At 42.8% G+C, this 26,392-nt stretch carries 24 protein-coding genes and 1 pseudogene; 10 read left to right on the forward strand and 15 right to left on the reverse strand.

Annotated features, from left to right (window positions below; genetic code table 11):
• The first annotated feature begins 168 nt into the window (after nt 1-168).
• Complete coding sequence (locus RWS39_RS00100; protein WP_314479061.1) at nt 169-609, forward strand: LytTR family DNA-binding domain-containing protein; 441 nt, start codon at nt 169-171, stop codon at nt 607-609.
• Nucleotides 606-1,076, forward strand: a complete 471-nt coding sequence (locus RWS39_RS00105) for a DUF3021 domain-containing protein (RefSeq protein ID WP_314479064.1) — start codon at nt 606-608, stop codon at nt 1,074-1,076. The genes RWS39_RS00100 and RWS39_RS00105 overlap by 4 nt, the downstream gene beginning before the upstream one ends.
• A gap of 200 nt (nt 1,077-1,276) precedes the next feature.
• Here RWS39_RS00105 and mutS read toward each other — a convergent pair whose 3' ends face one another.
• A complete protein-coding gene (gene mutS, locus RWS39_RS00110) occupies nt 1,277-3,826 on the reverse strand; it encodes a DNA mismatch repair protein MutS (protein ID WP_314479067.1) in 2,550 nt (849 codons plus the stop codon).
• Nucleotides 3,827-3,898: 72 nt separating this feature from the next.
• Nucleotides 3,899-4,339 carry an arginine repressor gene (argR, locus tag RWS39_RS00115; protein ID WP_045500171.1) on the reverse strand — a complete coding sequence of 147 codons (441 nt, stop codon included), beginning with the start codon at nt 4,337-4,339 and terminating at the stop codon, nt 3,899-3,901.
• A 125-nt stretch (nt 4,340-4,464) separates the two neighbouring features.
• Between argR and argS the strand changes: the two genes are divergently transcribed.
• Nucleotides 4,465-6,153, forward strand: a complete 1,689-nt coding sequence (gene argS / locus RWS39_RS00120; RefSeq protein WP_314479074.1) for an arginine--tRNA ligase — start codon at nt 4,465-4,467, stop codon at nt 6,151-6,153.
• Between the two features lie 51 nt (nt 6,154-6,204).
• The gene (locus RWS39_RS00125) at nt 6,205-6,471 is read left to right on the forward strand and encodes a MarR family transcriptional regulator (protein WP_314479076.1); all 267 of its coding nucleotides are present in this window, start codon (nt 6,205-6,207) and stop codon (nt 6,469-6,471) included.
• 47 nt (nt 6,472-6,518) lie between these two features.
• Here RWS39_RS00125 and nrdI read toward each other — a convergent pair whose 3' ends face one another.
• The 4 genes from nrdI to malQ form a co-directional block, all read right to left on the reverse strand.
• Nucleotides 6,519-6,995 carry a class Ib ribonucleoside-diphosphate reductase assembly flavoprotein NrdI gene (nrdI, locus tag RWS39_RS00130; protein ID WP_390896017.1) on the reverse strand — a complete coding sequence of 159 codons (477 nt, stop codon included), beginning with the start codon at nt 6,993-6,995 and terminating at the stop codon, nt 6,519-6,521.
• Nucleotides 6,996-7,058: 63 nt separating this feature from the next.
• Nucleotides 7,059-7,577: an ABC transporter permease gene (locus RWS39_RS00135; RefSeq protein WP_314479082.1), complete on the reverse strand. Its 519-nt coding sequence runs from the start codon at nt 7,575-7,577 to the stop codon at nt 7,059-7,061.
• 193 nt (nt 7,578-7,770) lie between these two features.
• Nucleotides 7,771-10,032 carry a glycogen/starch/alpha-glucan family phosphorylase gene (glgP, locus tag RWS39_RS00140; RefSeq protein WP_314479085.1) on the reverse strand — a complete coding sequence of 754 codons (2,262 nt, stop codon included), beginning with the start codon at nt 10,030-10,032 and terminating at the stop codon, nt 7,771-7,773.
• Between the two features lie 39 nt (nt 10,033-10,071).
• Nucleotides 10,072-11,589 (reverse strand): 4-alpha-glucanotransferase, encoded by a 1,518-nt coding sequence (gene malQ / locus RWS39_RS00145; protein ID WP_314479088.1) that lies wholly within the window; start codon nt 11,587-11,589, stop codon nt 10,072-10,074.
• Between the two features lie 319 nt (nt 11,590-11,908).
• Here malQ and RWS39_RS00150 point away from each other — a divergent pair, with 319 nt between their 5' ends.
• From RWS39_RS00150 to pulA, 6 genes are all read left to right on the forward strand, one after another.
• Nucleotides 11,909-13,168 (forward strand): extracellular solute-binding protein, encoded by a 1,260-nt coding sequence (locus RWS39_RS00150; RefSeq protein WP_314479091.1) that lies wholly within the window; start codon nt 11,909-11,911, stop codon nt 13,166-13,168.
• A gap of 145 nt (nt 13,169-13,313) precedes the next feature.
• Nucleotides 13,314-14,603, forward strand: coding sequence for a carbohydrate ABC transporter permease (locus RWS39_RS00155; RefSeq protein ID WP_125387170.1), 1,290 nt, complete (start codon nt 13,314-13,316; stop codon nt 14,601-14,603).
• A gap of 1 nt (nt 14,604) precedes the next feature.
• Nucleotides 14,605-15,447, forward strand: a complete 843-nt coding sequence (locus RWS39_RS00160; protein WP_125379106.1) for a sugar ABC transporter permease — start codon at nt 14,605-14,607, stop codon at nt 15,445-15,447.
• A 104-nt stretch (nt 15,448-15,551) separates the two neighbouring features.
• Entirely contained in the window at nt 15,552-16,364 is an 813-nt protein-coding gene (locus tag RWS39_RS00165; protein WP_314479097.1) for a DUF1189 family protein, read from the forward strand.
• A gap of 9 nt (nt 16,365-16,373) precedes the next feature.
• A complete protein-coding gene (locus RWS39_RS00170) occupies nt 16,374-17,357 on the forward strand; it encodes a LacI family DNA-binding transcriptional regulator (protein ID WP_314479099.1) in 984 nt (327 codons plus the stop codon).
• Between the two features lie 15 nt (nt 17,358-17,372).
• Nucleotides 17,373-19,448, forward strand: a complete 2,076-nt coding sequence (gene pulA / locus RWS39_RS00175) for a type I pullulanase (RefSeq protein ID WP_314479101.1) — start codon at nt 17,373-17,375, stop codon at nt 19,446-19,448.
• A gap of 129 nt (nt 19,449-19,577) precedes the next feature.
• On the opposite strand, the gene RWS39_RS00180 is transcribed toward pulA, so the two are convergent.
• The 9 genes and pseudogenes from RWS39_RS00180 to RWS39_RS00220 form a co-directional block, all read right to left on the reverse strand.
• Nucleotides 19,578-20,513 (reverse strand): YitT family protein, encoded by a 936-nt coding sequence (locus RWS39_RS00180; RefSeq protein WP_125389946.1) that lies wholly within the window; start codon nt 20,511-20,513, stop codon nt 19,578-19,580.
• Complete coding sequence (aspS, locus tag RWS39_RS00185) at nt 20,500-22,254, reverse strand: aspartate--tRNA ligase (RefSeq protein ID WP_314479102.1); 1,755 nt, start codon at nt 22,252-22,254, stop codon at nt 20,500-20,502. The genes RWS39_RS00180 and aspS overlap by 14 nt, the downstream gene beginning before the upstream one ends.
• Before the next feature lie 168 nt (nt 22,255-22,422).
• Nucleotides 22,423-22,635 (reverse strand): hypothetical protein, encoded by a 213-nt coding sequence (locus RWS39_RS00190; protein ID WP_005591462.1) that lies wholly within the window; start codon nt 22,633-22,635, stop codon nt 22,423-22,425.
• A gap of 292 nt (nt 22,636-22,927) precedes the next feature.
• Nucleotides 22,928-23,650, reverse strand: coding sequence for a hypothetical protein (locus RWS39_RS00195; protein WP_314479103.1), 723 nt, complete (start codon nt 23,648-23,650; stop codon nt 22,928-22,930).
• 274 nt (nt 23,651-23,924) lie between these two features.
• Nucleotides 23,925-24,395, reverse strand: a pseudogene (locus RWS39_RS00200) (DUF6572 domain-containing protein); the annotation flags it as partial.
• 267 nt (nt 24,396-24,662) lie between these two features.
• Nucleotides 24,663-25,046 (reverse strand): hypothetical protein, encoded by a 384-nt coding sequence (locus RWS39_RS00205; protein ID WP_314479105.1) that lies wholly within the window; start codon nt 25,044-25,046, stop codon nt 24,663-24,665.
• A 12-nt stretch (nt 25,047-25,058) separates the two neighbouring features.
• A complete protein-coding gene (locus RWS39_RS00210; RefSeq protein WP_314479109.1) occupies nt 25,059-25,481 on the reverse strand; it encodes a hypothetical protein in 423 nt (140 codons plus the stop codon).
• Nucleotides 25,482-25,493: 12 nt separating this feature from the next.
• Complete coding sequence (locus RWS39_RS00215) at nt 25,494-25,916, reverse strand: hypothetical protein (RefSeq protein WP_314479112.1); 423 nt, start codon at nt 25,914-25,916, stop codon at nt 25,494-25,496.
• Nucleotides 25,898-26,191 (reverse strand): hypothetical protein, encoded by a 294-nt coding sequence (locus RWS39_RS00220; protein ID WP_314479121.1) that lies wholly within the window; start codon nt 26,189-26,191, stop codon nt 25,898-25,900. The genes RWS39_RS00215 and RWS39_RS00220 overlap by 19 nt, the downstream gene beginning before the upstream one ends.
• Nucleotides 26,192-26,392: the final 201 nt, after the last annotated feature.

Below are 26,392 nucleotides of genomic sequence, written 5' to 3' on the forward strand. Positions count from 1 at the left end.
GTTCTGCTATCTATTATAACACATTGGGCTCTTTCTAGCAGAAGACAGCCTTTTCTTGACCATTCTGTCCGCCAGCCAAACCATATAGACACAAATAGCTGCCACATGGACAAAAGGGCTTGTTTTCGCTACTAAGTTGCGGTTTAATAAAGGTGAAAGGAGGAAGTTATGAAAGTTAAGCTAAGAATCGATTCTCAAGTCACCGAAGACTCCGTCAGCATTGAGGCCCGCCTCATGACAGAAAGCATTCAGCAATTGGTCCACTTTGCTCAAGATCTAGGCAAAGTGGATAAGATTCATGTCAAGAAAAAGGACGAAATCTACTTACTAGACGCTAAGGAAATCCACCGAATCTACACAGAAAATCGTCAGATTCGGGTCCGAACGACAAAAGACAGCTATCGAGCTCAACAAGCTCTTTATCAGTTGCTGCAGGTCCTGCCGGACTATTTCCTACAGATTTCGCAGTCAGAGATTATCAACAGCCGACAAATCAGTCACCTCAAGCTGACGCCCAATGGTCTGATTCAAATATTTCTGAAAAACGGCGATCAGACCTACTCGTCCCGCCGTTATCTCAAATCCATCAAAGAAAGGTTGCAATTATGAAAACTCGTCTTAAAGAACTCTTTTTCGGAGGAATTGGAGGGATTTTCATCGGTCTCTTCTTCTCCATGATTGTTTCTTATTTTTACAATCCAGCTTATCTACCGTTGCACCCTGACTCGCCGATCGGCCACTTCTTTTTGAGTCAGCATGTCCATGTTTCCCTCATCATGCTCTACTGCCTGCTTATCTGGTTTATTATGGGAGCGGTTTTCAGATGGAGTGGAAGCTTCTTCCAAAGAGATTGGAGCATCCTGCGCTCCGTCGTCAGCCACTATGGTGTGATGATTCTGACCTTTGCACTGTTGGCTAATCTAGCTGGATTTTTCCCAAGAGAAAAAATACTCAGCCTGACACTGACTGCCGTCGGGGAATTCACTCTCATCTATCTAATTATTTCAGGCGCCATCTACTACCACACCTACCGGAAAATTCAAAAAATCAATAGCGGCTTGTCTAGCAAATCGTGAGAAACACAAAGAGCGAGAGTGGGACAGAAATCGGTAAATCGTTAGAATTCGATTTCGTCGTTCCACCTCCGCACAGTTGAGTAGGGCTGTAAAAGCTGATGAAATCAGCGTAGTAGAGCCCACTCAACCACTGCGTCTTGCTCGACAATCCAAAGACAATTGAGAGGCTAGGACTTTTGTCCCAGCCTCGTTCTTTGTTTTTACAACTTCTTCTTGAGCTCGGCTACCGCAGCCATGACTTGCAGGGGAGTCATATTATAGATGTCCAAGTCTCGGAGTTCAGTCAGGACTGGATTTTCCGGTCCTTCTGCGAAAAGAGACATCTGCTCCGCTACTTGCGGCTGCTTCGGTCTGGATGCAGCAGCAAGCTCTGAGCCTAGTCCTGTATCCTGACTCTCCAAATGACTCAAAATGCTGTCCGCCCGCTCCAGTAATTTCTCAGGAAGTCCGGCAATCTTCGCCACATGGATTCCGTAGGACTTGTCAGCCGGACCCGGCTCAATCTTATGCAGGAAAGTCACCTGCCCGTCCTTCTCCAAGGTTGCCACATGGACATTTTCCAAATGCTCTAAACTATCCTCTAAGGCTGTCAGCTCATGATAGTGGGTGGCAAAGAGGGTCTTGGCTCCAGTATAATGATGAATATGCTCAATAATAGCCTGAGCCAGCGCCATCCCATCATAAGTCGCCGTTCCACGGCCCAGCTCATCAAAGAGGATGAGCGAACGCTCGCTGGCCTGCCGAATGGCCCGATTGGCCTCCATCATCTCCACCATAAAGGTGGACTGGCCAGATACCAGATCATCCGCTGCGCCGATACGAGTGAAAATCGCATCGAATAGCGGCAAACTGGCAGACTGGGCCGGCACATAAGATCCCATCTGTGCCATAATAACGATGATCGCCAGTTGGCGCATATAAGTCGATTTCCCGCTCATATTAGGCCCGGTAATCAGCTGAATATCCGTTTCCTGGTCCAGCAGAATACTATTTGGAATGTAGCTTTGGGCTCCCATGACCTTTTCTACGACAGGATGGCGGCCTTTTTCAATCTGCAGACGGCGCTCCGCAGTAAAGACGGGGCGCACCAAATGCTGCTGTTCTGCCACCGCAGCAAAGCTCTGCAGAACATCTACAGCTGCCAGCGTTTGTGCCAAGGCCTGCAAGCGCTGGATGTATTTGCCAACTTCTTCGCGAATCCGCATAAAGATCTCGTATTCCAGATTAGCAGATTTTTCACGCGCCTCCAGCATCTCTCCCTCAATTCGAGCCAGCTCCTCCGTTCCGAAACGCTCAGAATTTTTCAGGGTCGCCTTGCGGAAGAAATGACTAGGCACATGAGCCAGTTGGGAATTGGTCACATGGAAATAGTAACCATCTTTTTTGTTGTAATCAATCTTCAGATTGCTGATGCCGCTGTTGGCACGTTCTTTGACTTCCAGCTCCGCAATCCATCCGGTCCCCTCCCTCAGCACAAGTCGATACTGATCCAAAGTCTCATCAAAACCGGTCCGAATGATATTGCCCTCGGTGATGATATGAGGTGCATCCGGTGAAATAGCTGAGCTAATCAAGCCTGCCAACTCTGGAATAGGATCCAAGCCCTCAATCAGACGAGCTAGATGCGGGCTGCCAATCCCTTGCAGGATAGCCTTAATCTGAGGCACATTGCCCAGGGTAGCTGCCAACTGCAGCAGATCCTTGGGATTGGTCTTGCCAAAAGAAACCCGACTAGCCAGCCGCTCGATATCATAGACTCCCTTGAGGCTTTCTGTCAAATCACTCCGCTCAAAGAAATGATCCAGAAAAACCTCGACAACATTCTGCCGCTGGCTAATTCGCACTTCATCAATCAGCGGACGCTGAATCCAAGAGCGCAGCATGCGGCCGCCCATGGCCGTCTTGGTCTCGTCCATCAGCCAATAAAGACTGCCGTGCTTCTTGCCTGAACGAGCATTTTCTGTCAAATCCAGACTCGCCTTGGTGGCATAGTCCATTTGCAGAAAGTCCTTGATTTCATAATGCTGGGCCTTCTTTAAATGGCTGAGCTCCCTCATCTGGGTCTGGTGCACATACTCCAGCAATTTCCCTGCTGCCTGACGCTCCATAGGAGACAGCTCCTCGCCCAGCAGCTGGACATCGTCCAAGGCCGTCTGTACATAGGACAGTAAAAGATTCATCTGTCCAGCCAAGACCTGCTCCTCAGCTTCTGGCAAGGCATAGCCCAGCACCACTTCCCTAGCTTTCAAATTGCGAATTTCCCCGCAGACCAAGGCAAAGTCCTCTAGACTGGTCACCTGAAACTCACCGGTCACCAAGTCCATATAAGCGAGACCATAGAGCCCGTCTGAGCAATCCAGAGCCACCAGAAAGTTATTGGCAGAGTCCGGCTTATTGGAGTCCACCACCGTTCCCGGCGTGATAACCTGAACGACCTCCCGTTTAACAACACCCTTGGCTTCCTTGGGATCTTCCATCTGCTCCGCAATCGCTACCTTATAGCCTGATTCGACCAAAACATCAATATACTGCTGAGCCGAATGATAGGGAACTCCGGCCATGGGAATGGGATTTTCAGCATTTTTATTACGGCTGGTGAGAGAAATCTCTAAAATCTGGGCGGCATTGACCGCATCATCATAAAACAACTCATAGAAATCTCCCATCCGAAAAAGCAAGAAAGCATCTGGATAGTCTTTCTTGATATCCAAATACTGCTGCATGCCTGGCGATAACTTTTCTACTGCCATCTCTATCCTTTCTAAAAACAAACGAGGTCAGGACTTCCGTCTCAAACCTCTCCGTCAATTCTAAGCTTTTGGCTATTCCATGCCTTCTTTGACACTCGTTTCGATTTCTCTAGCCGCTTCCTGATCCCGGCAAATCACCAGCAAGGTATTGGCCCCTGCAACGGTTCCTAAAATCCGACTATCCAACGAACCATCTACCACATTTGCCAAGACCGTCGCTTCGCCCAGTCCTGTACGGAAAACCAGCGTGAACTCCGCTCTAGAAACAGCCTGAACATGACTGGCCAGAAATCCAGCCAGATCCAATTCCTCTGCTTCATGAGCCAGCACATAGTAGACTTGCCCGTCTTTCTTCAGCTTGGTCAAGCCAATCTCTCTTAAATCCCGCGAGAGGGTTGTTTGGGTCACAAATATCCCCTCGTCTTCCAGTCTTTTTTGAATATCCTTTTGTGTTCCTAACTTTTCTTCCTTGATCATCCATTTAATAAGCTGATGACGCTCACTCTTTCTCATACTCGACCTCATTGACTGAATATTTATACTCTCAATTATATCAAAAAATCTATCTTATACCAAAAAAATTGAAGATTCCTCATAAAATATGATAGAATAGTAACAAAAGACCCAAAGGAGCAAATATGGATAATAAACAATTAATCGCTAGCGAGTTGGCCAAAGTTATTGACAGCTTGGACCAAAGCGCTATCTCTAACCTACTAGAGCAACCGAAAAGTTCCGATCTTGGAGACATTGCCTTCCCAGCTTTCTCACTTGCAAAAGTAGAACGCAAGGCTCCTCAAGCTATCGCTGCGGATATTGCTGAAAAGATCGACCCAAGTCATTTTGAAAAAGTTGTCGCAACTGGACCTTATGTCAACTTCTTCCTCAACAAAGCTAAAATCTCTGATCAAGTTATCAAAGAAGTCATCAAGGAAGGCGCTGACTATGGTCAACAGAACGAAGGTCAGGGCGAAAATATTACCATCGACCTTTCCAGTCCCAACATTGCGAAACCTTTCTCTGTCGGTCACTTGCGCTCAACTGTTATCGGAGATGCCTTATCCAATATCTTCCGCAAGATGGGCTACAATACCATCAAGATAAATCACTTAGGTGACTGGGGCAAGCAATTCGGTCTCCTCATGGTTGCCTACAAGAAGTGGGGCAACAAGGAAGCCGTTGAAGCCAACCCAATCGATGAACTCTTGCAACTTTACGTCCGCATCAATGCTGAAATCGAAAACGATCCAGCCTTGGACGACGAAGGCCGCCTCTGGTTCAAGAAATTGGAAGATGGCGATCCAGAAGCAACAGAACTCTGGCAATGGTTCCGTGACGAAAGTCTTGTTGAATTTAACCGCATCTATGAATTGCTCGGCGTTGAATTCGATAGCTTAAACGGAGAAGCCTTCTACAATGACAAGATGGACGAGGCCGTGAAAATTCTGGAAGACAAGAGTCTCCTGAAAGAATCAAAAGGTGCTAGCATTGTGGACTTGGATGATGTCAACCTTCCACCAGCTATGATTAAAAAATCAGACGGTGCTACGCTTTACATTACCCGTGATATTGCCACTGCTATGTACCGTGCACGCACTTACAACTTCGTCAAGAATGTTTATGTCGTTGGTCAAGAACAATCAAACCACTTCCGTCAGCTCAAAGCTGTCCTTAAGAAGATGGGATTTGACTGGAGCGATGATATGATCCACGTGGACTTTGGTCTGGTTACGAAGAATCGCCAAAAACTTTCAACACGTAAAGGAAACATCATCCTTCTGGAACCAACTCTGCAAGAAGCGATCAGCCGGGCAAAAGCTCAAATTGAAGAGAAAAATCCAAATCTGGAAAACAAAGAAGCTGTTGCCCATGCAGTTGGTGTTGGTGCCGTTAAATTCTACGACCTTAAAACTGACCGTCGCAATGGTTACGACTTTGATTTGGAAGCAATGGTTTCCTTTGAGGGTGAAACTGGACCGTATGTACAATATGCCTATGCACGTATCCAGTCTATCCTGCGCAAAGCAGACTTCAAGCCAAGTCTTGATGCCAACTACAACCTCAACGATGCTGAAAGCTGGGAAATTATCAAACTGATCCAAGACTTCGCTCGCGTAGTTAAACGTGCATCTGATAACTTTGAGCCATCTCTGATTGCCAAATACGCGATCAGCCTAGCTCAAGCCTTCAATAAATACTATGCTCACACTCGCATCTTGGATGAAACTCCGAAACGTGACAGCCGTCTAGCTCTCAGCTACACCACTGCTGTTGTACTGAAGGAATCTCTCCGCATGCTTGGTGTAGAAGCACCAGAAAAAATGTAACCCTACACAAACCTTCCAGTTTTGGGAGGTTTTCTTAGGAAGAGATATTTTATGAATGAAACTGCTTATATTTTAGTTGTCCTTAGCTTGGTCATTCTCTTTTTGTACAACAAAAGAGAAAAGGTAAAGTTGCAGATTTTGCTGCAGCAGGAACTCCTAAAAAGTGATCATTTTCGACAAGAACTCCAAGAAAAAATGGCCACTAGTGAAAACCAAAATGACCTTATAGCTTACGTTAACAAAAACTATCGTTTAGGAATTTTATATTCAAAAGAGCTGGTCGAAACTATCACCGGCGAACAAGCAAGTCAAGAATAGAAACAAAAGCCGCTCAGTCAACAACTGTTGACTGAACGGCTTTTTTCTTATGCTTTTATTCCGTACAATTCCTCGATAATGCCTGCTACTTTTTTAATATCGCCTAACATACCACGCATTTCAAAATCAGCTAAAACCGGGAAGCCAAAACGTTGGCTGTATTGCTTAGCAGTCAGGCAGTACTGATTATTAAAGTTACGGTTGCCACTTCCGATAACTCCCAAACACTTGCTAGCATTTTGCCCATAGGCAATAAAATCGGCTACATCCGTCGTGAGAATTTCGACATCGCCATTATCCACACCATTACCACCTTCCAGATAGGTCGGTAGAAAAGTGATGAAGGGATTGGCCATTTCAAAGAACGGATGCCCCTCTTTCACTAAGTCTTTGATGTGAATGTTCTCAATCTCTAAACTCGGATGCTGCTCTAACAAATAGTCGCTCAAACGACGGACAAAACTCTCTGTATTGCCACTCAAGCTAATATAAACTAAGGAAACTTTCATGTTTATTTGCTCCATTCCAAAAAAATAACATTTATCCGCTCATCTAACTTATCAGCAGTAAATGTTATTTGCCAAATCTTAATCCTCTTCAGCTACTTCTACACTCTCAGCTTCCTTTTGCTGCTTGATCAGCTTAAAGATAACAATGGAAAGGAAGATAAGACTAACAACAACAGAGAAGCCAATAGTAAAGTTCAAGCCTAGTATCTGAGATGAGAGTAAGGATGGATCTGAAAAAGAAGACGTTGCAATCCCTTTTGCTACCACATAACCGTACGCTGTTCCAATCAAGCCAATAAGAACGTTCGCGATGTAAATAAGATTTGCTTTGAAAATATCTTTCTTAAAAACAAAGAACCAAGCTGCAATCAAAAGAAGCAAGCCAACATAAAAGAAAATATTATTTATTAGCGAACCTGACAGTTCAGCGCTCTTACTAAAGTAAGTTGCATACTGAGATTTTGCTGGCTCATTGACCCCCTTTAGCAAGGTTTCCACGGCATCATTTGAAGAGGAGAACTTCGAAACAAGCCCCCACAAAGTGCCTACTGTTTCTAACCCCAGTAAGACATAGAGATAAATTGGTTTCTTTTTCATAACAACCTCCTGTAAAGAAATACTTTTTCTTATTATACACCCAAAAGAAAAGACTGACAAGAGACAAGGCCTGCTACGATTTTAAAAGCTCCACTACCAAAAAAACTTATCTTCCAAGGCTACTTACTCGAGTCTTCTAACAAGAGAAAAGCCAAGACAGGACTGTCTAGGCTTTTTCACTTATTTTAAATAATTAGTTCTCCAAATGCCATACTTCGTCATTGTATTGTTGGATTGTACGGTCTGCTGAGAAGAAGCCAGCTTTCGCAATGTTAACGATCACTTTATCCAACCATGCATCACGATCTTCGTAGTCAGCAAGCATTTGCTCTTTAACTTTGATGTAGTCTTCCAAGTCAAGAAGCGTCATGAACCAGTCTTTGTTAATCAATTCATTGTAAAGACGTTCCAAACGTTCTTTCTTACCTACTGCAAGAACAGCATCGCTGATGATAAAGTCAACCAACGGTTTGATAGCTGGACGAGCGTAAAATTCGCTTGATTTGTAGGCTGCTTTTGCGTAAAGGTCGATAACTGTTTCTGAATCTTCACCAAAGATGTAGATGTTGTCTTTGCCAACCAACTCAGCGATTTCCACGTTAGCACCGTCCATAGTACCAAGTGTCAAAGCACCGTTGAGCATGAATTTCATGTTACCAGTACCTGAAGCTTCTTTAGAAGCAAGTGAAATTTGCTCAGAAATATCACCAGCTGCAATCAAGAAGCTTGATGCTGTAACGTTATAGTTCTCAACCATAACCACTTGCAAGTGTGGTGCCACTGCTGGGTCATTCGCGATGATTTCTGACAAGCAAAGGATTAAGTGAATGATGTCTTGGGCAATTGTGTAAGCAGGCGCTGCCTTACCACCAAAGAAGACAGTGATTGGGCGAGCAGGAATGTTACCAGCCTTAATGTCCAAGTACTTGTGGATGACATACAAAGCGTTCATTTGTTGGCGTTTGTACTCGTGCAGACGCTTGATTTGGATATCAAAGATAGAATCTGGATTGATTTCCACACCTTGAGCTTCCTTCAAGTGACGAGCCAATTTACGCTTGTTGTGAGACTTGATGCCTTCCAACTTTTCTTTCACTTCTTGCTTACCAGCAAAGTCAAGTAGGCCTTCCAACTTAGCAGCATCATGGTGCCAGTCGCGACCAAGAAGTTCATCTAAGTAGCTAGACAAACGTGGGTTAGCATGCATAAGCCAACGACGGAATGTAATACCGTTTGTCTTGTTGTTGAATTTCTCTGGATAAATATCGTAGAAAGCTTTCAACTCAGAGTTCTTCAAGATTTCAGTGTGGAGTGCTGCAACCCCGTTAACGCTGTATCCATAGTGGATATCCATGTGTGCCATGTGAACACGACCACTCTCGTCAATGATTTGAACAGCTGGATCTTTGTATTCTGCTTTGACACGACGATCCAATTCTTTGATGATTGGTACCAAGTGAGGAACCACTTCTTGCAAGAATTCAAGAGGCCATTTTTCAAGGGCTTCAGCAAGGATTGTGTGGTTAGTGTAGGCAGTCATGCTACGAACGATTGAGATTGCTTCATCAAGCTCGATACCACGCGCAGTCAAAAGACGGATCAACTCAGGAATAACCAGTGATGGGTGAGTATCGTTGATTTGTACAACTGCGTAGTCTGCAAGGTCATGCAAGTTGCTTCCTTTTTCGATCGCTTCATCGATGATCAATTGTGCACCGTTTGAAACCATGAAGTATTGTTGGAAGATACGGAGCAATTCACCTTGCTTGTCGCTATCATCTGGATAAAGGAAAAGAGTCAAGTTGTGAGCGATATCTGTCTTATCAAATTCGATTCCCTCTTTGATGATTGAAGAATCAACTGAATCCAAGTCAAACAAGCGCAAACGGTTTTTAGTTGCTGTCTTATAACCTGGCACATCAATATCATAAAGAGTAGATGTCAAAGTGAAGTGAGCAAATGGCACTTGGTAGCTACGGCTTGAACGAACCAACCAGTTTTGCTCTGTCAACCAGAAGTTTGGAATAGTTGTTTGCTCATTGTTTTTAAGAACTTGTTGGAAAAGACCGAAGTGGTAGTTAAGACCCACACCGTCACCATTGAGACCCAAGGTTGCAATAGAGTCCAAGAAGCAGGCTGCCAAACGGCCCAAACCACCGTTGCCAAGAGATGGTTCCAATTCCACTTCTTCTACTTCGATCAGGTCTTTGCCTGCCGCTGCCAATTCATGCTTAACATCGTCATAAAGACCCAAGTTAATCAAGTTGTTTGACAAGAGTTTTCCGATAAGAAACTCAGCTGAGATGTAGTAGAGCTTCTTTTTACCAGTATTGACTGGTTTTTGAGCACTAGCCAATTTTGTGTAGTTCAAGAGAGCCAAGTAAAGCTCTTCATTGCTACAATCAGCAATTTGCTTTTGATAAGTATTTTGGATATATGTTTGTAAGTTTGACATGATTTCTCCTAGTATTAGAAAGTATTGAAATTTATTGTCTTATGAAAGTAAGTCCGTATTCAGACGACGATAGACCTTAGTCAAATGATAAAGCTGACCTTCTACAATCGGGTTAAGCTCTTCAGCCGTCATCCGCCATGCCCAGTTACCACCAATTGTAGAAGGCAGGTTCATGCGGGCAGAGCCATCTAGCTCTAGCAAATCTTGCATCGTTGCGATAGCCATGTAGCTAACGGAAGCAAAGATTGTACGAAGCATTGCGTGTGGCACTGTTTCGTATTCTTTGCGGTTGGTGTATTGAGCCATGTATTCACGAGTTGGATCATCGATCTCATCCTTGTACCAGCCCAGTACAGTGTTATTGTCGTGAGTACCAGTGTACATCACAGAATTATGTGGCGCCAAGTGTGGGCTATCAATGCTTTCATCATCTGGATTGAAAGCAAATTGAAGAATCTTCATACCTGGGAAGCCAGTACGCTCACGCAATTCAATGACTTCATCTGTCATGAAGCCAAGATCTTCTGCAATGATGTTCAAATCACCCAAAGCTTCTTTGACTGCAGCGAAAAGTTTATAATCTGGACCTTTGACCCAGTGACCAGTAGCTGCTGTTTCAGACTCCGCTGGCACTTCCCAATAAGACTCAAAGCCACGGAAGTGGTCAATCCGAACGATGTCGTAAATCTTGAAGCTTTCGCGCAGGCGCTCAATCCACCAAGCATAGCCATCTTGATCCATAGCTTCCCAATTATAAATTGGGTTACCCCACAACTGGCCAGTCTCTGAGAATTCATCCGGCGGGCAACCAGCAACCTTGACTGGACGGCCTTGCTCGTCTGTCTTGAAGAAATGAGGCTGAGCCCAGACATCCGCACTGTCAGCAGCCACATAGATTGGCATATCACCAACGATTTCGATATGATGATCGTTGGCATATTTCTTAAGTTGCAACCATTGTTTAAAGAAGAGATATTGAGTTACACGATGGTACTCCAGCTTGTCTGCCAATTTCTCACGATAGCTAGCCAAGCTTTCTGGTTGGCGACGACGAATTGCTTCATCTGGCCATTCTGTCCAAGCTTTCAGATCAAAATGCTCTTTAACAGCCATGTATTCTGCAAAGAGCTCCAACCAAGCTGCATTTTCTGCAACAAAGTGACGGAATTTGTCAAGATCGCCAACTTTAAGGAAACGAGCAACCGCTTTTTCCAAAAGAGGACGACGTGCTTCAAATACTTTTGCATAATCCACAGCTTTTGGATCATCACCAAAATCAACACCTTTTAGATCTTCTTCTGCCAACAGGCCTTCGTCAATCAAGAAATCCAAATCAATAAAGTGAGTATTCCCTGCAAAGGCTGAGAAAGACTGGTAAGGAGAGTCCCCGTAACTAGTCGTTCCCAAAGGCAAGATTTGCCAATAACGTTGCTTCGTTCTAACTAAGAAATCCACAAAATCATAAGCAGACTGACCAAAAGAACCAATCCCGTACTTGCCTGGCAAAGAGGAAATGTGCATCAATACACCACTTTGTCTCGCTTTCATATGTAACACCTCAAAAATTTTTTCATGCTTGTTTCCTACTTTATTTAGCGAAAACGTTTGCGTTGCTTGAATTATAACCTATTTTTTTTTCAAGTGCAAGCTTTTTAAAAAACTTTTTTTATTTATTATACCATAGATTTCAATTTTCTATCCTTATATATCATATAAATTAGCACTCTTTCCTTAAAAATTTTTTAAAATTTTCTTAAAAACGCTTGCAAGCGTTTACCTTTTGTGCTAAAATTATTTTAAGTTCAAGAAAACGTTTGCGCTATGCAAGCGTGTTCTTAGATGGTATTATATTTTTTATTCTTTAGGAGGAATAATCATGAAAAACAAAATGTTGAAGAGCGTTGCTGTTCTCGGTACTGTTGCTTTAGCAGGTTTTATTTTGACAGCCTGCGGTAGCAAATCTTCTAAAAAAGAAACTGCTGCAAGCAACGAATTGACTGCTTATGTAGACCCAGGCTACAAGAGCTACATGGAAGAAGCTGCCAAAGCTTACGAAAAAGAAACCGGAACAAAGGTCACTATCAAAACTGGTGATGCTCTTACAGGTCTTGATAACCTTTCACTTGACAACCAATCTGGTAAATCTCCAGATGTCATGATGGCACCATACGACCGCGTAGGAAGCCTAGGTGCTGACGGACAACTTTCAGAAGTTGAGTTGGGTAAAGATGCAAAAGCTGACGATACTACTAAATCTTTGGTATCAATCGACGGTACTACTTACGGTGCTCCTGCTGTTATCGAGACCTTAGTAATGTACTATAACAAAGACCTGATCCAAAAAGCTCCTACAACATTTGCTGAACTTGAAGAATTGGCTAAAGATAGCAAGTACGCTTTTGAAGGAGAAGACGGTAAAACAACTGCCTTCCTTGCTGACTGGACAAACTTCTACTATGCTTACGGTCTCCTTTCTGGAAACGGTGCTTATGTCTTCGGTAAAGATGGGACAGATCCTAAAGATGTAGGTTTGGCTAACGAAGGTGCTATCAAAGGAATTGAGTACGCTAAAACTTGGTATGCAAAATGGCCTAAAGGTATGCAAGATACAGAAGGTGCTCCTAACTTGATCCAAACTCAATTCCAAGGTGGAAAAACTGCAGCAATCATCGACGGTCCTTGGAAAGCTGCATCTCTTAAAGAAGCTAAAGTAAACTACGGTGTAGCAACTATCCCAACACTTCCAAACGGCAAAGAATACAAAGCCTTTGGTGGTGGTAAAGCTTGGGTCATCCCTGCTGGTTCTAAGAACGTTGACGGCGCACAAAAATTCGTTAACTTCCTTGCATCAACTGCACAACAAAAAGCTCTTTACGATGCAACAAACGAAGTTCCTGCTAACACAGAAGCACGTGAATACGCTGTAAGCAAGAAAGATGAATTGACAGATGCGGTTGTTAAACAGTTCAAATCTGCAGAACCAATGCCAAACATCTCTGAAATGAGTACTGTTTGGGATCCAGCTAAGAACATGCTCTTCGATGCTGTAAGCGGCAAGAAAGATGCTAAAACTGCTGCTGAAGATGCTGTTAAATTGATCAAAGAAACTATCGATCAAAAATTCGGCAACAAATAAACAAGTTTAAATAAAGGGGTGGGAATTTTCCCTACCCCTTGTTTGATAGAATGAGGATTTATTCTATCTTCTAATAAGAAAAACTCAGATTAGGACTTGTACTTACTGCACTTCCTCAATCTTTCTCGTATCTAAGGAGACTACAATGACAAAAAAAGATCCCAAACAAGCCATGTTGCGCTCCCTCATTCCAGGGTTGGGGCAAATCTATAATGATCAAAAAGCCAAAGGATACATCTTTCTTGGGGTTACAGTTGCATTTTTAGCTTATTTCGCAGCTATTGCCCTACCAGAAATTGAAAATCTCATCACTCTTGGTGAAGTACGTGGGGACAACTCACTCTTCATGCTGATTCGCGGTGCCTTCCACCTCATCCTTGTAGCTTTTTTCCTGATTTTCTATGGATTTAACTTGAAGGATGCCCGTACAGTTGCCAAGCAGTGGAACAATGATTATCCTGTTCATACTACCTTGAAGGAAATGTTTGATGGAATCTATGAAAATGGCTTCCCTTACTTGCTGATTATTCCTTCTTATCTGGCGATGACCTTTGCCATCATTTTCCCTGTATTGGTAACACTCTTGATCGCCTTTACAAACTATGATTTCAAACACTTGCCACCAAATAAACTCTTGGATTGGGTTGGCTTTACCAACTTTGCCAACATTTGGCAATTGAGCACCTTCCGTGCGGCCTTTGGTTCTGTCTTGACTTGGACTATCATCTGGGCACTGGCAGCCTCTACTTTACAAATCGTAATCGGTATTTTCACTGCTATTATTGCCAACCAACCATTCATCAAAGGAAAACGCATCTTCGGTGTTATCTTCTTGCTTCCTTGGGCAGTTCCAGCCTTTATCACTATCCTGACTTTCTCAAATATGTTCAACGATAGTATCGGGGCCATCAATACTCAGGTTATCCCACTTCTCGGCAAGGTTCTCCCTTTCTTAAATGGACACCTGATCCCGTGGAAGACTGATCCAACTTGGACTAAGATTGCTCTGATTATGATGCAAGGTTGGCTTGGATTCCCTTATATCTACGTCCTGACCTTGGGTATTTTGCAGTCTATTCCAAATGACCTTTACGAAGCAGCCTACATCGACGGAGCCAATGCTTGGCAGAAATTCCGCAACATCACTTTCCCAATGATCTTGGCAGTTGCGGCACCAACTTTGATCAGTCAATACACCTTTAACTTTAATAACTTCTCAATCATCTACCTCTTCAATGCAGGTGGTCCTGGTAGTGTCGGTGGAGGAGCCGGTTCAACCGATATCCTTATCTCTTGGATTTATCGTTTGACCACAGGTACAGCACCGCAATATTCAATGGCGGCGGCCGTTACCCTCATCATCTCCATCATCGTCATCTCTATCTCTATGATTGCCTTCAAGAAACTACACGCATTTGATATGGAGGATGTATAAGATGAATAGTTCTGTTAAATTTAAACGTTTTATCAACCACAGTTTGACCTATCTCTACCTTGTCGTGCTTTCCATTATCATTCTCTACCCGCTCTTGATCACGATCATGTCTGCTTTCAAGACGGGGAATGTCGTGGCCTTCAAGCTAGACACAGACATCAACTTCAGTCTGGAAAACTTCTCTCGTCTCTTCTCAGAGACTTTATATGGTACTTGGTACTTTAACACTATTATCATTGCCGTCTTGACAATGATTGTCCAAACCAGTATAGTTGTACTTGCAGGTTATGCATACAGCCGTTACAATTTCATCGCAAGAAAGCAAAGTTTGGTTTTCTTCTTGATTATCCAAATGGTACCAACCATTGCAGCTCTGACCGCCTTCTTCGTTATGGCGCTGATGCTCAATGCCCTCAACCAAAGCTGGTTCCTCATCTTCCTTTATGTAGGTGGTGGTATTCCAATGAATGCTTGGTTGATGAAAGGATACTTCGATACCGTTCCTATGTCTCTGGATGAGTCAGCTAAATTAGACGGTGCTGGTCATTTCAGACGTTTCTGGCAGATTATCCTGCCTCTCGTTCGTCCAATGATTGCTGTGCAAGCTCTCTGGGCCTTCATGGGACCTTTCGGAGACTATATCCTCTCCAGCTTCCTTCTTCGTGAAAAAGAATTTTATACGGTTGCAGTTGGTCTTCGTACCTTCGTCAGCGATGTCAAGAATCAAAAAATTGCCTTCTTTGCTGCCGGTGCGATTCTCACTGCCCTTCCAATCTGTATTCTCTTCTTCTTCCTGCAAAAGAATTTTGTATCTGGTTTAACAAGTGGTGGAGACAAGGGATAATCTTGTCCCACCCTGTTTTTGATTTAAAGACAATTATAGTTATATGGCAGCCAATAAGTTCTTTATTGGCCACCACCTGATTATAATTTTAGAAAGAGGCAGCTATGTTACCTTATCCTTTTAATTATTTTTCGAGCTTAATTGGTTTTAGAAAAACCTTCGCCAGTCGTCGCATGCTCAGCTGGTTCCAGCTCATCTTTACGAGCGTCTTTTTGATTTCTCTGTCTTTGATTCCTGTGGCCATTCAGACAGCGTCTTTGACGAGCTATGCTCTGGATACCTTTGTTGATAAGGCTTTTGACACTCTGGATGAAGACGTGATGATTGACTTTGACCATCATGCCCAGATGAAAGACCATGTGCTGACCACTGAAAATCCTGAAGGCATTCATCGCAATGGCGCTGGGACTGTCATTATCGGCCATCACAAGGAGCTCAAATTAGGCAAGGAGCTGACCCTTTACTTCGACAAAGAAAATCTCAAAATCACTAAAGAAGGAAAAGAACTGGCCAATATCCGCTACCAAGCCATTGACCAGAAGGCTCTGAAAAGCAAAGAAGCCCTGACCAAAGCCATTTCTAAAGACTGGTTCCAACAAAACCGCCTGGTAATCAGCCTCTTTCTAGTCCTCTCCGCAGGTTTCCTCTTTAGCATCAACTTTGCCTTTCTAGCACTCGGTGCCTCCTTCCTGCTCTATCTGACCAAGAAATCACGGCTATTTTCTTTTAAAACCTTTAAAGAATGCTATCACTTTATCCTCAACTGCCTAGGATTACCAACGATTATCGGTCTTATCTGCGGCTTATTTGGGCAAAGCCTGCCTACGATCATCACCGTCCAAAATATCTTGTTTGTTCTTTATTTGGTGATTATTTTCTACAAAACACATTTTCGTGATGAGGATTTCAGAAATTAGGAGGTTATTATGCGCGTTACGATTAAAGAAGTAGCGAAATTAGCGGGTGTGTCTCCCTCAACGGTGACACGCGTCGTACAAAACAAGTCAACCATCAGCGATGAAACTAAAAAGCGCGTCCGCGCTGCTATGAAAGAGCTGGACTATCATCCAAATCTCAACGCTAGAAGTCTGGTCAGTCAGTCTACCCAAGTCATCGGTCTAGTGCTGCCCGATGATTCGGATGTTTTTTACCAAAACCCATTCTTTCCAACTGTCTTGCGGGGGATTTCGCGCATCGCATCTGAACATGACTATGCCATTCAGATTAGCACCGGACAGGACGAAGAGCGTCGTTTAGAAAATATTAAACAAATGATTTTCGGAAAACGCGTCGATGGTTTGATTTTTCTCTATTCTAAGCCAAACGATCCGCTGGTTGACTTTGCGATTAAAAACCAGTTTCCTTTCTTGATTTTAGGGAAAGCAGTGTCGCCATTTGTTTCTTTGGTCGATAATGATAATATCAAGGCTGGCTACGATGCAACCAAATATTTCCTAGATCAAGGTTATAAAAAAATCGCCTTTCTGGCTGGGAATAAAGAGCTTGTCGTATCCCAAGACCGGTTTGCCGGCTACAAACAAGCCCTAGAAGAAGCAGGCATCCCTCTCGATGAAAACATCGTCAAGTTTTCTTTCGGTTTCCTCTTGGAAGATAGCAGTTATAAGATTATGGAAAAGATGCCTATTCAGGAAATTGAAGCCTTTGTGACATCGGATAGTATGGTTGCTGAAGGGGCTCTCCACTATCTCAAAGACATTGACTACCGCTTCCCGATTATCACTTTTGACTCTATCAAGCCACGTATCGACGTGGATGCCTATATTAATATCAACACCCTCGAGTTGGGGAGGGAATCTTTCCGTACCTTGCTCCAAATCATTAAAGATAATAAGGATGACAAGCATACTTGCTATCGCCAAGTCATCCCCCACAGCATTCTTACTCGTTAGTTAAGGAGAAATTTCATGGTTTATCGTATTTTCCAAGCCTACTTAGATGATGAAAATAGCATCACTATCGAATTGGAAAAGTCCTTTGACGCTTATTCTATCCACTTTACTCTAGAGGACAAGCATAGCTCTAGTCCCTTGACCATCAAAAAAATTGAGAATCAAGAACATCAGATTGTCTACACCCTTTCAGTCAATGACCCGATTGATTTGACTGAATCCTACACAGTCTATGATCAAGACCGCAATCACAGCATCCTCCAGTATCGTCACATTGTCCAAAAGCCAATTTTTGATGAATTATTTAGCTACCAAGAAAGAGATTTGGGAGCCAGCTATAGCCCTCAGGCAACAGATTTCAAACTGTGGGCGCCTATTTCGGAAAAAGTCTTGCTGCATCTGGAAGAGCAAATTATTCCTCTCCAAAGGCAAGATAGGGGCGTCTGGCATACGCAGGTCCTTGGAGACTTAGAAGGCAAGGCCTACTACTATATCCATAAGGTGAACGGAAAATGGGTAGAAGTACATGACCCCTACGCCCTCTCTTCAGATGCCAACTCTGGTCATAGTTATGTCATTGATCGCAAAAAGATTAGCAAACCTATTCATCGGGCTGCCAGCCAAGTAAAACCAACAGAAGCCGTTATCTATGAAATGAGCGTGCGTGATTTCTCCATACAAAAGGAAGCTGGTTTTTCACAACCTGGTAAATTTGCTTCTCTGTCCGAATCTCCAACCGTACACGGCCACACTTTTGGTCTAAAATACTTGCAGGATTTAGGCATTACACACGTTCAGCTGATGCCAGTCTATGACTTTGGTAGCGTTGACGAAAAACACCCCGAGCTCGTTTATAATTGGGGCTATGATCCCGTCCAGTATAATGTTCCTGAAGGTAGCTTCTCAAGCAACCCACACAATCCCTATAGCCGTATCTTTGAACTACAAGACGCGATTGCAGCTTATCACCAGGCTGATATGAGCGTTATCATGGATGTCGTCTACAATCACGTCTATGAGGCAGATGCCTATGCTTTTGAGAAGATTGTGCCAGGCTACTTCTATCGTCTCGATGAACAAGGCCTACGGACAAATGGCACCTTCTGTGGAAATGATGTAGCCAGCGAAAAAGCTATGGTGCGCCATTATATCCAACAATCTGTCCAGCAATGGGTTAGCCTCTACGGCTTTGATGGTTTTCGCTTTGACCTGATGGGCATTCTCGATATAACCACAATGAAGCAAATCGCTCAGGAACTAAAAGCCATTCATCCCAACATCTACCTTTACGGAGAAGGTTGGCAGATGCCTACTGGTCTTGATAGCGACCTTCTAGCTCATCAGTTCAACGCTGAACAACTACCTGAGTATGGTTTCTTCAGCGATCATTTCCGTGATACGATCAAACAAACCATCGTCCAAGGTAGCCGACTGGACAAAGAGCATGCAACCAGCTGGCTAGAAAATGTCCTGACAGCCAATGTCGGCTTGACAGGAGAGCCACATTTCCTAGCGCCTCATCAGGCGATCAACTATGTAGAATGCCATGACAACGCAACGGTGTTTGATTATTTTGATATTCAAAATCCAAATATCAGCCTCCGTCAGCGTCTAGCTAACTCTCGTCTAGCATTGCACATCGTTCTCTTAGCGCAAGGAGTTCCTTTCCTCCACAGCGGGCAGGAATTTTATCGAACCAAGAATCTGATTGACAACACCTACAACCTGCCTGATGATGTCAACAAGCTAGACTGGCTACGCTCACTTCACTACACCGAAGACATTGAATTTTTGAAGCAACTCATTGCCTTTAGAAAGGCTCATCCACTTCTGACTCTGACAACTAGCTCTGCTATTCAAAAAGCTTGTCAGGTCAAATGGCTCAGCCCTAGCCTCCTTGAATATAAGATTCAAAAAGATAAACAAGCGCTGACCATTTTGATTAACTTCGGCACTGAAGCAGCGACTTATGAAAATAAAACCAAGCAAAGCATTCACCTTCAGTATCCGCGCATTAACGCTAAAAGACCAATCGCCCCGCTAGCAGACTCTTATACAGTTCCTGCTAAGCAAGTCTTGGTTTTGAAATAAAGTAATAACTATAAAAAGGAACAGGTTCATTTTGGATGGGAAAACATCCCGCTGAACTTGCTCCTTTTTTATGTATAGATGGAAGCATTGCGTTTGAGTAAGATCCACTAACAATGCCGATAATCGAGACTACTCTTCTACAAATCTTCCTAAAATATGTACGTTGTCAGATACGGAGACAAAGGCGGTCGGATCCGTCTGTTTCATGATGTACTTAAATTCGCTAAATTCAGCACGCGTAATGACTGTAATCAGCACCGCCTTTTGCTCGTGATTGTAAGTTCCCTCCGCTCCATTGATAATGGTTGCACCACGGTGGAGCTTGTGGTGAATCTTGTTAATCACTTCGTCAGGATGACTGGTGATAATCATGGCCTGCATCCGCTTTTGCTTGGTAAAGACGGCATCCGTCACACGGCTAGATACAAAGATGGTAATCATCGAGTAGAGAGCGTATTCCCAACCGAAAGTCAGACCAGCAATCAGCATAATAATCCCATTGACAATCAGGGAGATACTGCCTACATTACGGCCTGTTTTCTTGCGAATGGTCAAGCTAACAATATCTGTCCCTCCACTTGAAATGCTTGACTTGAGGGCAAAGCCGATCCCTGTCCCCATGACAATTCCCCCGAACAAAGCATTGATAATGGGATTGGTCGTCAATGTCACTTCTGGCACAAAATGGATAAAAAGCGAGCTCATCGAAACAGTGATAAAAGTAAAAACAGTAAACTTATGCCCGATTTGATACCAAGCCAAAATCATCAGTGGAATATTGATCGCATAAAAAGTAATAGAAACTGGAATGGTAAAGCCGATAAAGCGACCACTCAAAGCTGAGACAATCTGCGCCAAGCCCGTTGCACCACTTGAGTAGACATGGCCCGGCTGAAAGAAGAAATTGACCGCTACTGCTGAGAGAAAGCCATATACCAGAGAGGCTGAAAATTTCTCATCATATTTTTCACGCGAAATACTTTTCAGGACTTCTAGCAACTTGACATGGTAGGCAAAGCGATGAAGATAATAGCGAAAAAGTTTCCGCAAACTAGTCTTTTTCATGTGATTCTACTTGTAAACTTAATTCCTCTAATTGTGCTGGAGCAACCAAGCTTGGTGCTTGCGTCATTGGGTCAGAAGCCTTGTTATTCTTAGGAAAAGCAATGACTTCACGGATATTTTCCTCACCGGCCAAGAGCATGACGAAGCGATCCAGACCCAAAGCCAGACCTCCATGTGGTGGGAAACCATAGTCCATGGCTTCTAGAAGGAAGCCGAACTGGTCTTGCGCTTCTTCAGCTGAAAAGCCTAAAGCCTTAAACATCCGTTCCTGCAGATCTTTTTGGTTGATCCGTAGGCTACCACCACCTAGTTCATAGCCATTGAGTACGATATCATAGGCAATCGCGCGAACCTTGCTCAGGTCCCCTTCTAACTCCTGCTCAGAATCTTTTTGAGGCAGAGTGAATGGATGGTGGGCACTCATATAGCGTCCCTCTTCTTCCGACCACTCAAACATTGGCCAATCTACTACCCACAAATAGTTAAACTTAGCAGGATCAATCAAACCTAATTCCTTGCCTAGGCGGACACGAAGAGCGCCTAGAGCTGCATTAGCAACATCCAAGGTATCTGCCACAAAGAGAACTAAGTCGTTTTCTTCAAGTTGTAAAGCAGTTGTCAACTCACTTGACAAGTCTGTCAAGAACTTAGCAACAGGTCCAGCCAGCTCCTCATCAACTACTTTCACCCAAGCAAGTCCCTTGGCTCCATGCTGCTTCGCTTGCTCTGTCAGCTTATCAATGTCTTTACGCGAGTATTTGTCAGCAGCATTTTTCACTACAATTGCCTTGACAGCCGGTGCCTCAGAAAAGACTTTAAAGTCAACGTCCTTGACAAGTTCTGTCAAGTCCTGCAATAACATGTCAAAGCGAGTATCTGGCTTGTCGCTACCATAGAGAGCCATAGCATCGTCATATTTCATACGCGGGAAAGGTAGAGTCACTTCAATTCCCTTGGTTTCCTTCATGACACAGGCAATCAAACCTTCTGTGATGTCTTGGATTTCTTGCTCAGATAGGAAAGAAGTTTCCAAGTCCACCTGTGTAAACTCTGGTTGACGGTCTCCACGCAAGTCCTCGTCTCGGAAACACTTGACAATCTGGTAATAACGGTCAAAGCCAGCATTCATCAAAAGCTGCTTGGTAATCTGTGGGCTTTGAGGCAGGGCATAAAAATGACCTTGGTTGACCCGGCTCGGCACCAAATAATCACGCGCCCCTTCAGGCGTTGACTTGGTCAAAAACGGTGTCTCCACATCAATAAACTCCAGCTCATCCAAATAATTGCGGATAGAATGGGTCACTTTGGCACGCAACTTGAGATTTTCCAGCATTTCTGGACGACGCAGATCCAGATAACGGTAACGCAAGCGCGTATCATCATTGGCTTCAATCCCGTCCTTAATCTCAAAAGGAGTTGTTTTAGCAGTATTCAGTACCGTCAGCCTGTCCACGTGAAGCTCTACACTTCCTGTGGCCAGCTTATCATTGGCCTGCTCACGCGCGGCCACCTTACCAGTCACTTCAATGACAAACTCGCTGCGCAGGCTCTCAGCTGTCTTCATGACCTCATCTGAAACACTCTCAGGATTAATAACGAGCTGCATAATACCTTCGCGGTCACGCAGATCAATAAAAATCAAGCCTCCCAAATCGCGACGGCGGGCAACCCAACCTTTCAAAGTAATTTCCTGACCGACATGCTCACTACGAACACGTCCCGCATACATTGAACGTTTCATCTTTACTCTCCAAAATTTTAATTCTGTTACTATTTTACCACAAAGAGCCTAGGAAAGCCCCCCTACCTGTCCTTTTTCTGAAAAAAATTAAAAACCTTCATTTACATTGCCCACTTTCATAAAAAAGGTCTGGAATCAATATTCTCAGACCTCCTAATTTCATATAGACTATTCCTTTTTCTTCCCATCCTCATAAAGACTAGGAGCCAACGTTTTTGTCACCATGGCTGTCAAGAAGCGAAAGGCTCCAGCTGCCAGACCAAAAATCGGCGCCAAAGCACGGAAGAAAAAATCCCCTCGCATAAAATAACAGAGCAGACCCGTTATCACAAATAAGGCCACTCCCTGCACTACAACTACTAATAATATTTTCTTCATCATTCCCTCAACTTTCTATAGACTATTATAGCATATTATGCAGTGCAACAACTTTTAATGTCCCATTAGATAAAAAGCAGCAATATAGCCAAACAAAACACTTGCTATATCCTGTTCTAAGGTGCTTCTTTCTCATGTTCCAAGGAGAGTACACTTTTAAAATGTTATTCTCCATGCGTAGATAAGGATTCTATTTTTCAAGTGTCATATCATATAAGTTGACAGATTTGGGACGGGCTGTGTATTTCAAGGCTCACAAATCTGTTGTCAATAAATTTGGATTTTTACAATATCTTTAATCTAATTCATCGCTATCAGGATGCTTTTTTACATAAATAGCTGCATAAACCGCATCTACCATGACAGCTGGCAGGGTCAAAGTAAATAAAATTCCCAATAAAACACCAAAAGCACTCTGAATATAACCTGTTAGGAGGGCGGGAATGATTGTTGCCCCAGCAAAAGCTATAGCAAAATTATTCCACCATGTTTTCTTTCTACTTCCCCCTTTTACTTGATTAAATGCCCAGACTTTTCCTTGATTCTTTGGAATATAGTACCAAGCATAGAGGCCACAAGCAAAGATAAAAAGAGGTAACATAAAGATGACATAAAATGGGGTGAGAGGGGATTGATATATCTCCTTAGCTCCTATAGGACTGCCGTCTGAAATAACCATTAATAAACCAATAAAATCTAAACCTATCACTAAGCTTAACACTGTGAGGGCTATTAAATAATATGTTAAAGTCTTCCAGGCGTTTACCAAATAGGGAATAAAAGAAATGATAACACCCAATATATTCACAACACCGCAAAACAAAGAAAGTCCTTTAAAGATGCCTAGATTGTCTTTATAAGTTCCACCCACATACAGAAAACCAGTTAATGCTAAAGCAATCCATGGATAAATCTTAATGTAGCCTAAGCTAACACCATGTGTAATCAAAGGACCGTGGTATCTTTCTTTTTCTATATCAGTAATCTTCTCTTTATTTTTTCTATTTCTCTTTGCCATTAACTGAACCACCCTCCTATTGTTTTTATTAAGGCATCCTTAGCTGCTGTTACAGAAAGCTCTATCAAACTAGAGCTCTTCTATTCTACCACTCATACCTCGAAACTATGCGCCACATTTTTTTTAGCTTTCAATTACCCGTTCTCCTATCATCAGACTAGCCGTCTATCTACCTTGTCCCATTATACCATATTGAATATTGAGCGCCGATGGGAGGAGAAGGTCTGTCGCAAAAAAGAGAAGATGGTCGTCTCCTCTAAATTTGCTCTCTTTATCACTCTGGTAATTCTATCTTCAAACCCATATCCGTATTCTGCAATGTCTTCTGAGCAGCTGCTAGAAAGGCCAAGCCTTTATCAGATGGAGAATATTGGAAAGTGATATTGATGACTTTTTTATTAAGGCTATCGCCGTATCGTACCACATACTGCTTGCTTTCGAGGAAGTAGATGTAGTTGTTGAGTTTTTCTTGAAGTTTCAACAAGTGTTCTTCTTCCAGAGACTCTATCCATTTGTTTTCATCAATCAACAACAACTCCAGATGGTCATCAGAGACACCCATCGCATCGATACTTGTAACATCTAGCTCAATTTTCTCAACTGTTTTAATGGTTTTTACTACCTTTGGTGGATTTTTGTATTTTTCCTTGAATTCCTTGAGAATCTTCTCTACCTTTTCTTCATCACACTGTCTGTATAATGGACTACGGTCTGATACATTACAGAGTCTCTCATAGGTATTTTTTTCAACCTGTTTTTCTGTCAAGTATTTTCTATATTGTTTCAACTCTGAATCAAATAATTTATAGCCATTATTCTCGGATAAAGGATCATAAGAAATTAAATAATATCCTGTACTGTCACGATCAAAGTTTCGATGTTGAATTCCATCAACAACTATATATAATTTATCCATCATCCCTCCACGTATTCAACACATAATAGGCATTCAATACTAATTCATAGAAAAATTATTATCTAACCTTTCGAGTGAACTTAAAGTAATTTTATTTTAATCTTTGCTCGCTAGAATTTCAGCCCCTTCGGGTAATACTTCTTCTAGTTCAGCCTTTGTGAATAAGCCTTGCGCTTTAGGATTTCCTCTTAAAGCTTCTGGATATTGCCTCAAGAAATTTCTATTAGCTTCTTCTTGTGTCACGTTCGGCGGCCAACAATCGTTCTGAAGTCTACTTAATACTTCTAACTGCGTTCTCTCCCCACTCTCTAGTAAGGCAAATAACTCGTTTGGTAATTCATAAACCACTCGCTGAGGGGCAACTCCTCCCTCCTCAGTAACGTAATAAAGATTATTACCATCTCTCCATATATGCTGACCGTAGCCTTTTACTTCTTCAAACTGGATAACATCTTCCCATTCTAGCTTTGTTGGTTTCATTTTATATCTCTTTTACTTAAGTGGTGATACATAATCATCTGGAAGTTCGCCTTCAGATTCAATCCACTGCTTCTCAGCAATTGGAATCAACTCTTCAAGTTCTTCCTTAGAAAAAAGTTTCCTATTTTTAGGGACATCTATCAAAGAAGCTGGATGTTTACTTATAAATTTTCTCCTAGATTCTCTTCTCTCTTCTTCCGTTGGCGGCCAACAATCGTTCTGAAGTTTACTTAATATTTCTAACCGCGTTCTCTCCCCACTCTCTAATAAGAAAAATAACTCATTTGGTAATTCATAAACCACTCGCTGAGGGGCAATTCCTCCCTCCTCAGTAACGTAATAAAGTTTATTACCATCTCTCCAAATGTGCTGACAATAACCTTTTACTTCTTCGAACTGGATAACATCTTCCCATTCTAGTTTTGTTGGTTTCATTTTATACCTCTTTTACTTAAGTGGTGATACATAATCCTCTGGAAGCTTCCCCATTGATTCTATCCATTGTTGCTCGGCTTGGGGAATAAGTATTTCAAGTTCTTTCTTACTAAAAAGCAACTGATTTTTACGGTTGGAAATCAGCACAATTGGTTTTTCTCTAGCTCTATTTTTTCTTATTTCGTTCTTTTCTTCTTCCGTCGGTGGCCAACAATCGTTCTGAATCTTCCAAGATACTTCGCGTAGCGTTCTCTCCCCAGTTTCCAGTAAGGCAAATAATTCATTTGGTAATTCATAAACCACACGCCTAGAGGCAATTCCTCCCTCCTCAGTAACGTAATAAAGATTATTACCATCTCTCCATATATGCTGACCATAACCTTTGACTTCTTCAAACTGGATGACATCTTCCCAGTCTAATTTACTATGTTCCATGTGTGTTCTCCTCTCTTGGTACTAATATCTTTCATTATGCCTTCTGGGATATCTCCTGGGAAAGTTCGTCCCGTTGGCCTCCACCAGTCGTTGGCCCCAGCTTCATTTCCACTTGGTATTGAAAGCCCTTTTTCTGCTACTACTTCTGGAGTAACATCCAAACGATAAAGCGGACCATCTCCCAAATAACCTTCATCAAGTCCTAATATGATTTCGTAAAGACGATTATCTCCATTGGCAACCTTTTCAATGATATCTGCATGTTCTTTACTCAACCAGAAACTTGTTCCATCATTACCTCCAACAATACCTCCATTCCAACTTTCGCTTGGTTGAAATTTTTGGAATCTGGATGCACCATTTTTAAATTGCTGTCTGTGTGCTTTTATATATTCTGAGCCATGCGAAGGCGCTCCAATTTTTCATCAATGGCAGTAATACGTGATTGGGCAGAGGAGATGCTGAAAGAGTGAGTG

This window comes from Streptococcus cristatus (assembly GCF_963529205.1).
In the GTDB taxonomy this organism is placed as follows: domain Bacteria; phylum Bacillota; class Bacilli; order Lactobacillales; family Streptococcaceae; genus Streptococcus; species Streptococcus cristatus_O.

Excerpts from the sequence above, each read along its gene's own strand:
- RWS39_RS00100 (WP_314479061.1), top strand. The coding sequence starts at position 169 with ATGAAAGTTAAGCTAAGAATCGATTCTCAAGTCACCGAAGACTCCGTC.
- RWS39_RS00105 (WP_314479064.1), top strand. The coding sequence starts at position 606 with ATGAAAACTCGTCTTAAAGAACTCTTTTTCGGAGGAATTGGAGGGATT.
- mutS (WP_314479067.1), bottom strand. The coding sequence starts at position 3,826 with ATGGCAGTAGAAAAGTTATCGCCAGGCATGCAGCAGTATTTGGATATC.
- argR (WP_045500171.1), bottom strand. The coding sequence starts at position 4,339 with ATGAGAAAGAGTGAGCGTCATCAGCTTATTAAATGGATGATCAAGGAA.
- argS (WP_314479074.1), top strand. The coding sequence starts at position 4,465 with ATGGATAATAAACAATTAATCGCTAGCGAGTTGGCCAAAGTTATTGAC.
- RWS39_RS00125 (WP_314479076.1), top strand. The coding sequence starts at position 6,205 with ATGAATGAAACTGCTTATATTTTAGTTGTCCTTAGCTTGGTCATTCTC.
- nrdI (WP_390896017.1), bottom strand. The coding sequence starts at position 6,995 with ATGGAGCAAATAAACATGAAAGTTTCCTTAGTTTATATTAGCTTGAGT.
- RWS39_RS00135 (WP_314479082.1), bottom strand. The coding sequence starts at position 7,577 with ATGAAAAAGAAACCAATTTATCTCTATGTCTTACTGGGGTTAGAAACA.
- glgP (WP_314479085.1), bottom strand. The coding sequence starts at position 10,032 with ATGTCAAACTTACAAACATATATCCAAAATACTTATCAAAAGCAAATT.
- RWS39_RS00150 (WP_314479091.1), top strand. The coding sequence starts at position 11,909 with ATGAAAAACAAAATGTTGAAGAGCGTTGCTGTTCTCGGTACTGTTGCT.
- RWS39_RS00155 (WP_125387170.1), top strand. The coding sequence starts at position 13,314 with ATGACAAAAAAAGATCCCAAACAAGCCATGTTGCGCTCCCTCATTCCA.
- RWS39_RS00160 (WP_125379106.1), top strand. The coding sequence starts at position 14,605 with ATGAATAGTTCTGTTAAATTTAAACGTTTTATCAACCACAGTTTGACC.
- RWS39_RS00165 (WP_314479097.1), top strand. The coding sequence starts at position 15,552 with ATGTTACCTTATCCTTTTAATTATTTTTCGAGCTTAATTGGTTTTAGA.
- RWS39_RS00170 (WP_314479099.1), top strand. The coding sequence starts at position 16,374 with ATGCGCGTTACGATTAAAGAAGTAGCGAAATTAGCGGGTGTGTCTCCC.
- pulA (WP_314479101.1), top strand. The coding sequence starts at position 17,373 with ATGGTTTATCGTATTTTCCAAGCCTACTTAGATGATGAAAATAGCATC.
- RWS39_RS00180 (WP_125389946.1), bottom strand. The coding sequence starts at position 20,513 with ATGAAAAAGACTAGTTTGCGGAAACTTTTTCGCTATTATCTTCATCGC.
- aspS (WP_314479102.1), bottom strand. The coding sequence starts at position 22,254 with ATGAAACGTTCAATGTATGCGGGACGTGTTCGTAGTGAGCATGTCGGT.
- RWS39_RS00190 (WP_005591462.1), bottom strand. The coding sequence starts at position 22,635 with ATGATGAAGAAAATATTATTAGTAGTTGTAGTGCAGGGAGTGGCCTTA.
- RWS39_RS00195 (WP_314479103.1), bottom strand. The coding sequence starts at position 23,650 with ATGGCAAAGAGAAATAGAAAAAATAAAGAGAAGATTACTGATATAGAA.
- RWS39_RS00205 (WP_314479105.1), bottom strand. The coding sequence starts at position 25,046 with ATGAAACCAACAAAGCTAGAATGGGAAGATGTTATCCAGTTTGAAGAA.
- RWS39_RS00210 (WP_314479109.1), bottom strand. The coding sequence starts at position 25,481 with ATGAAACCAACAAAACTAGAATGGGAAGATGTTATCCAGTTCGAAGAA.
- RWS39_RS00215 (WP_314479112.1), bottom strand. The coding sequence starts at position 25,916 with ATGGAACATAGTAAATTAGACTGGGAAGATGTCATCCAGTTTGAAGAA.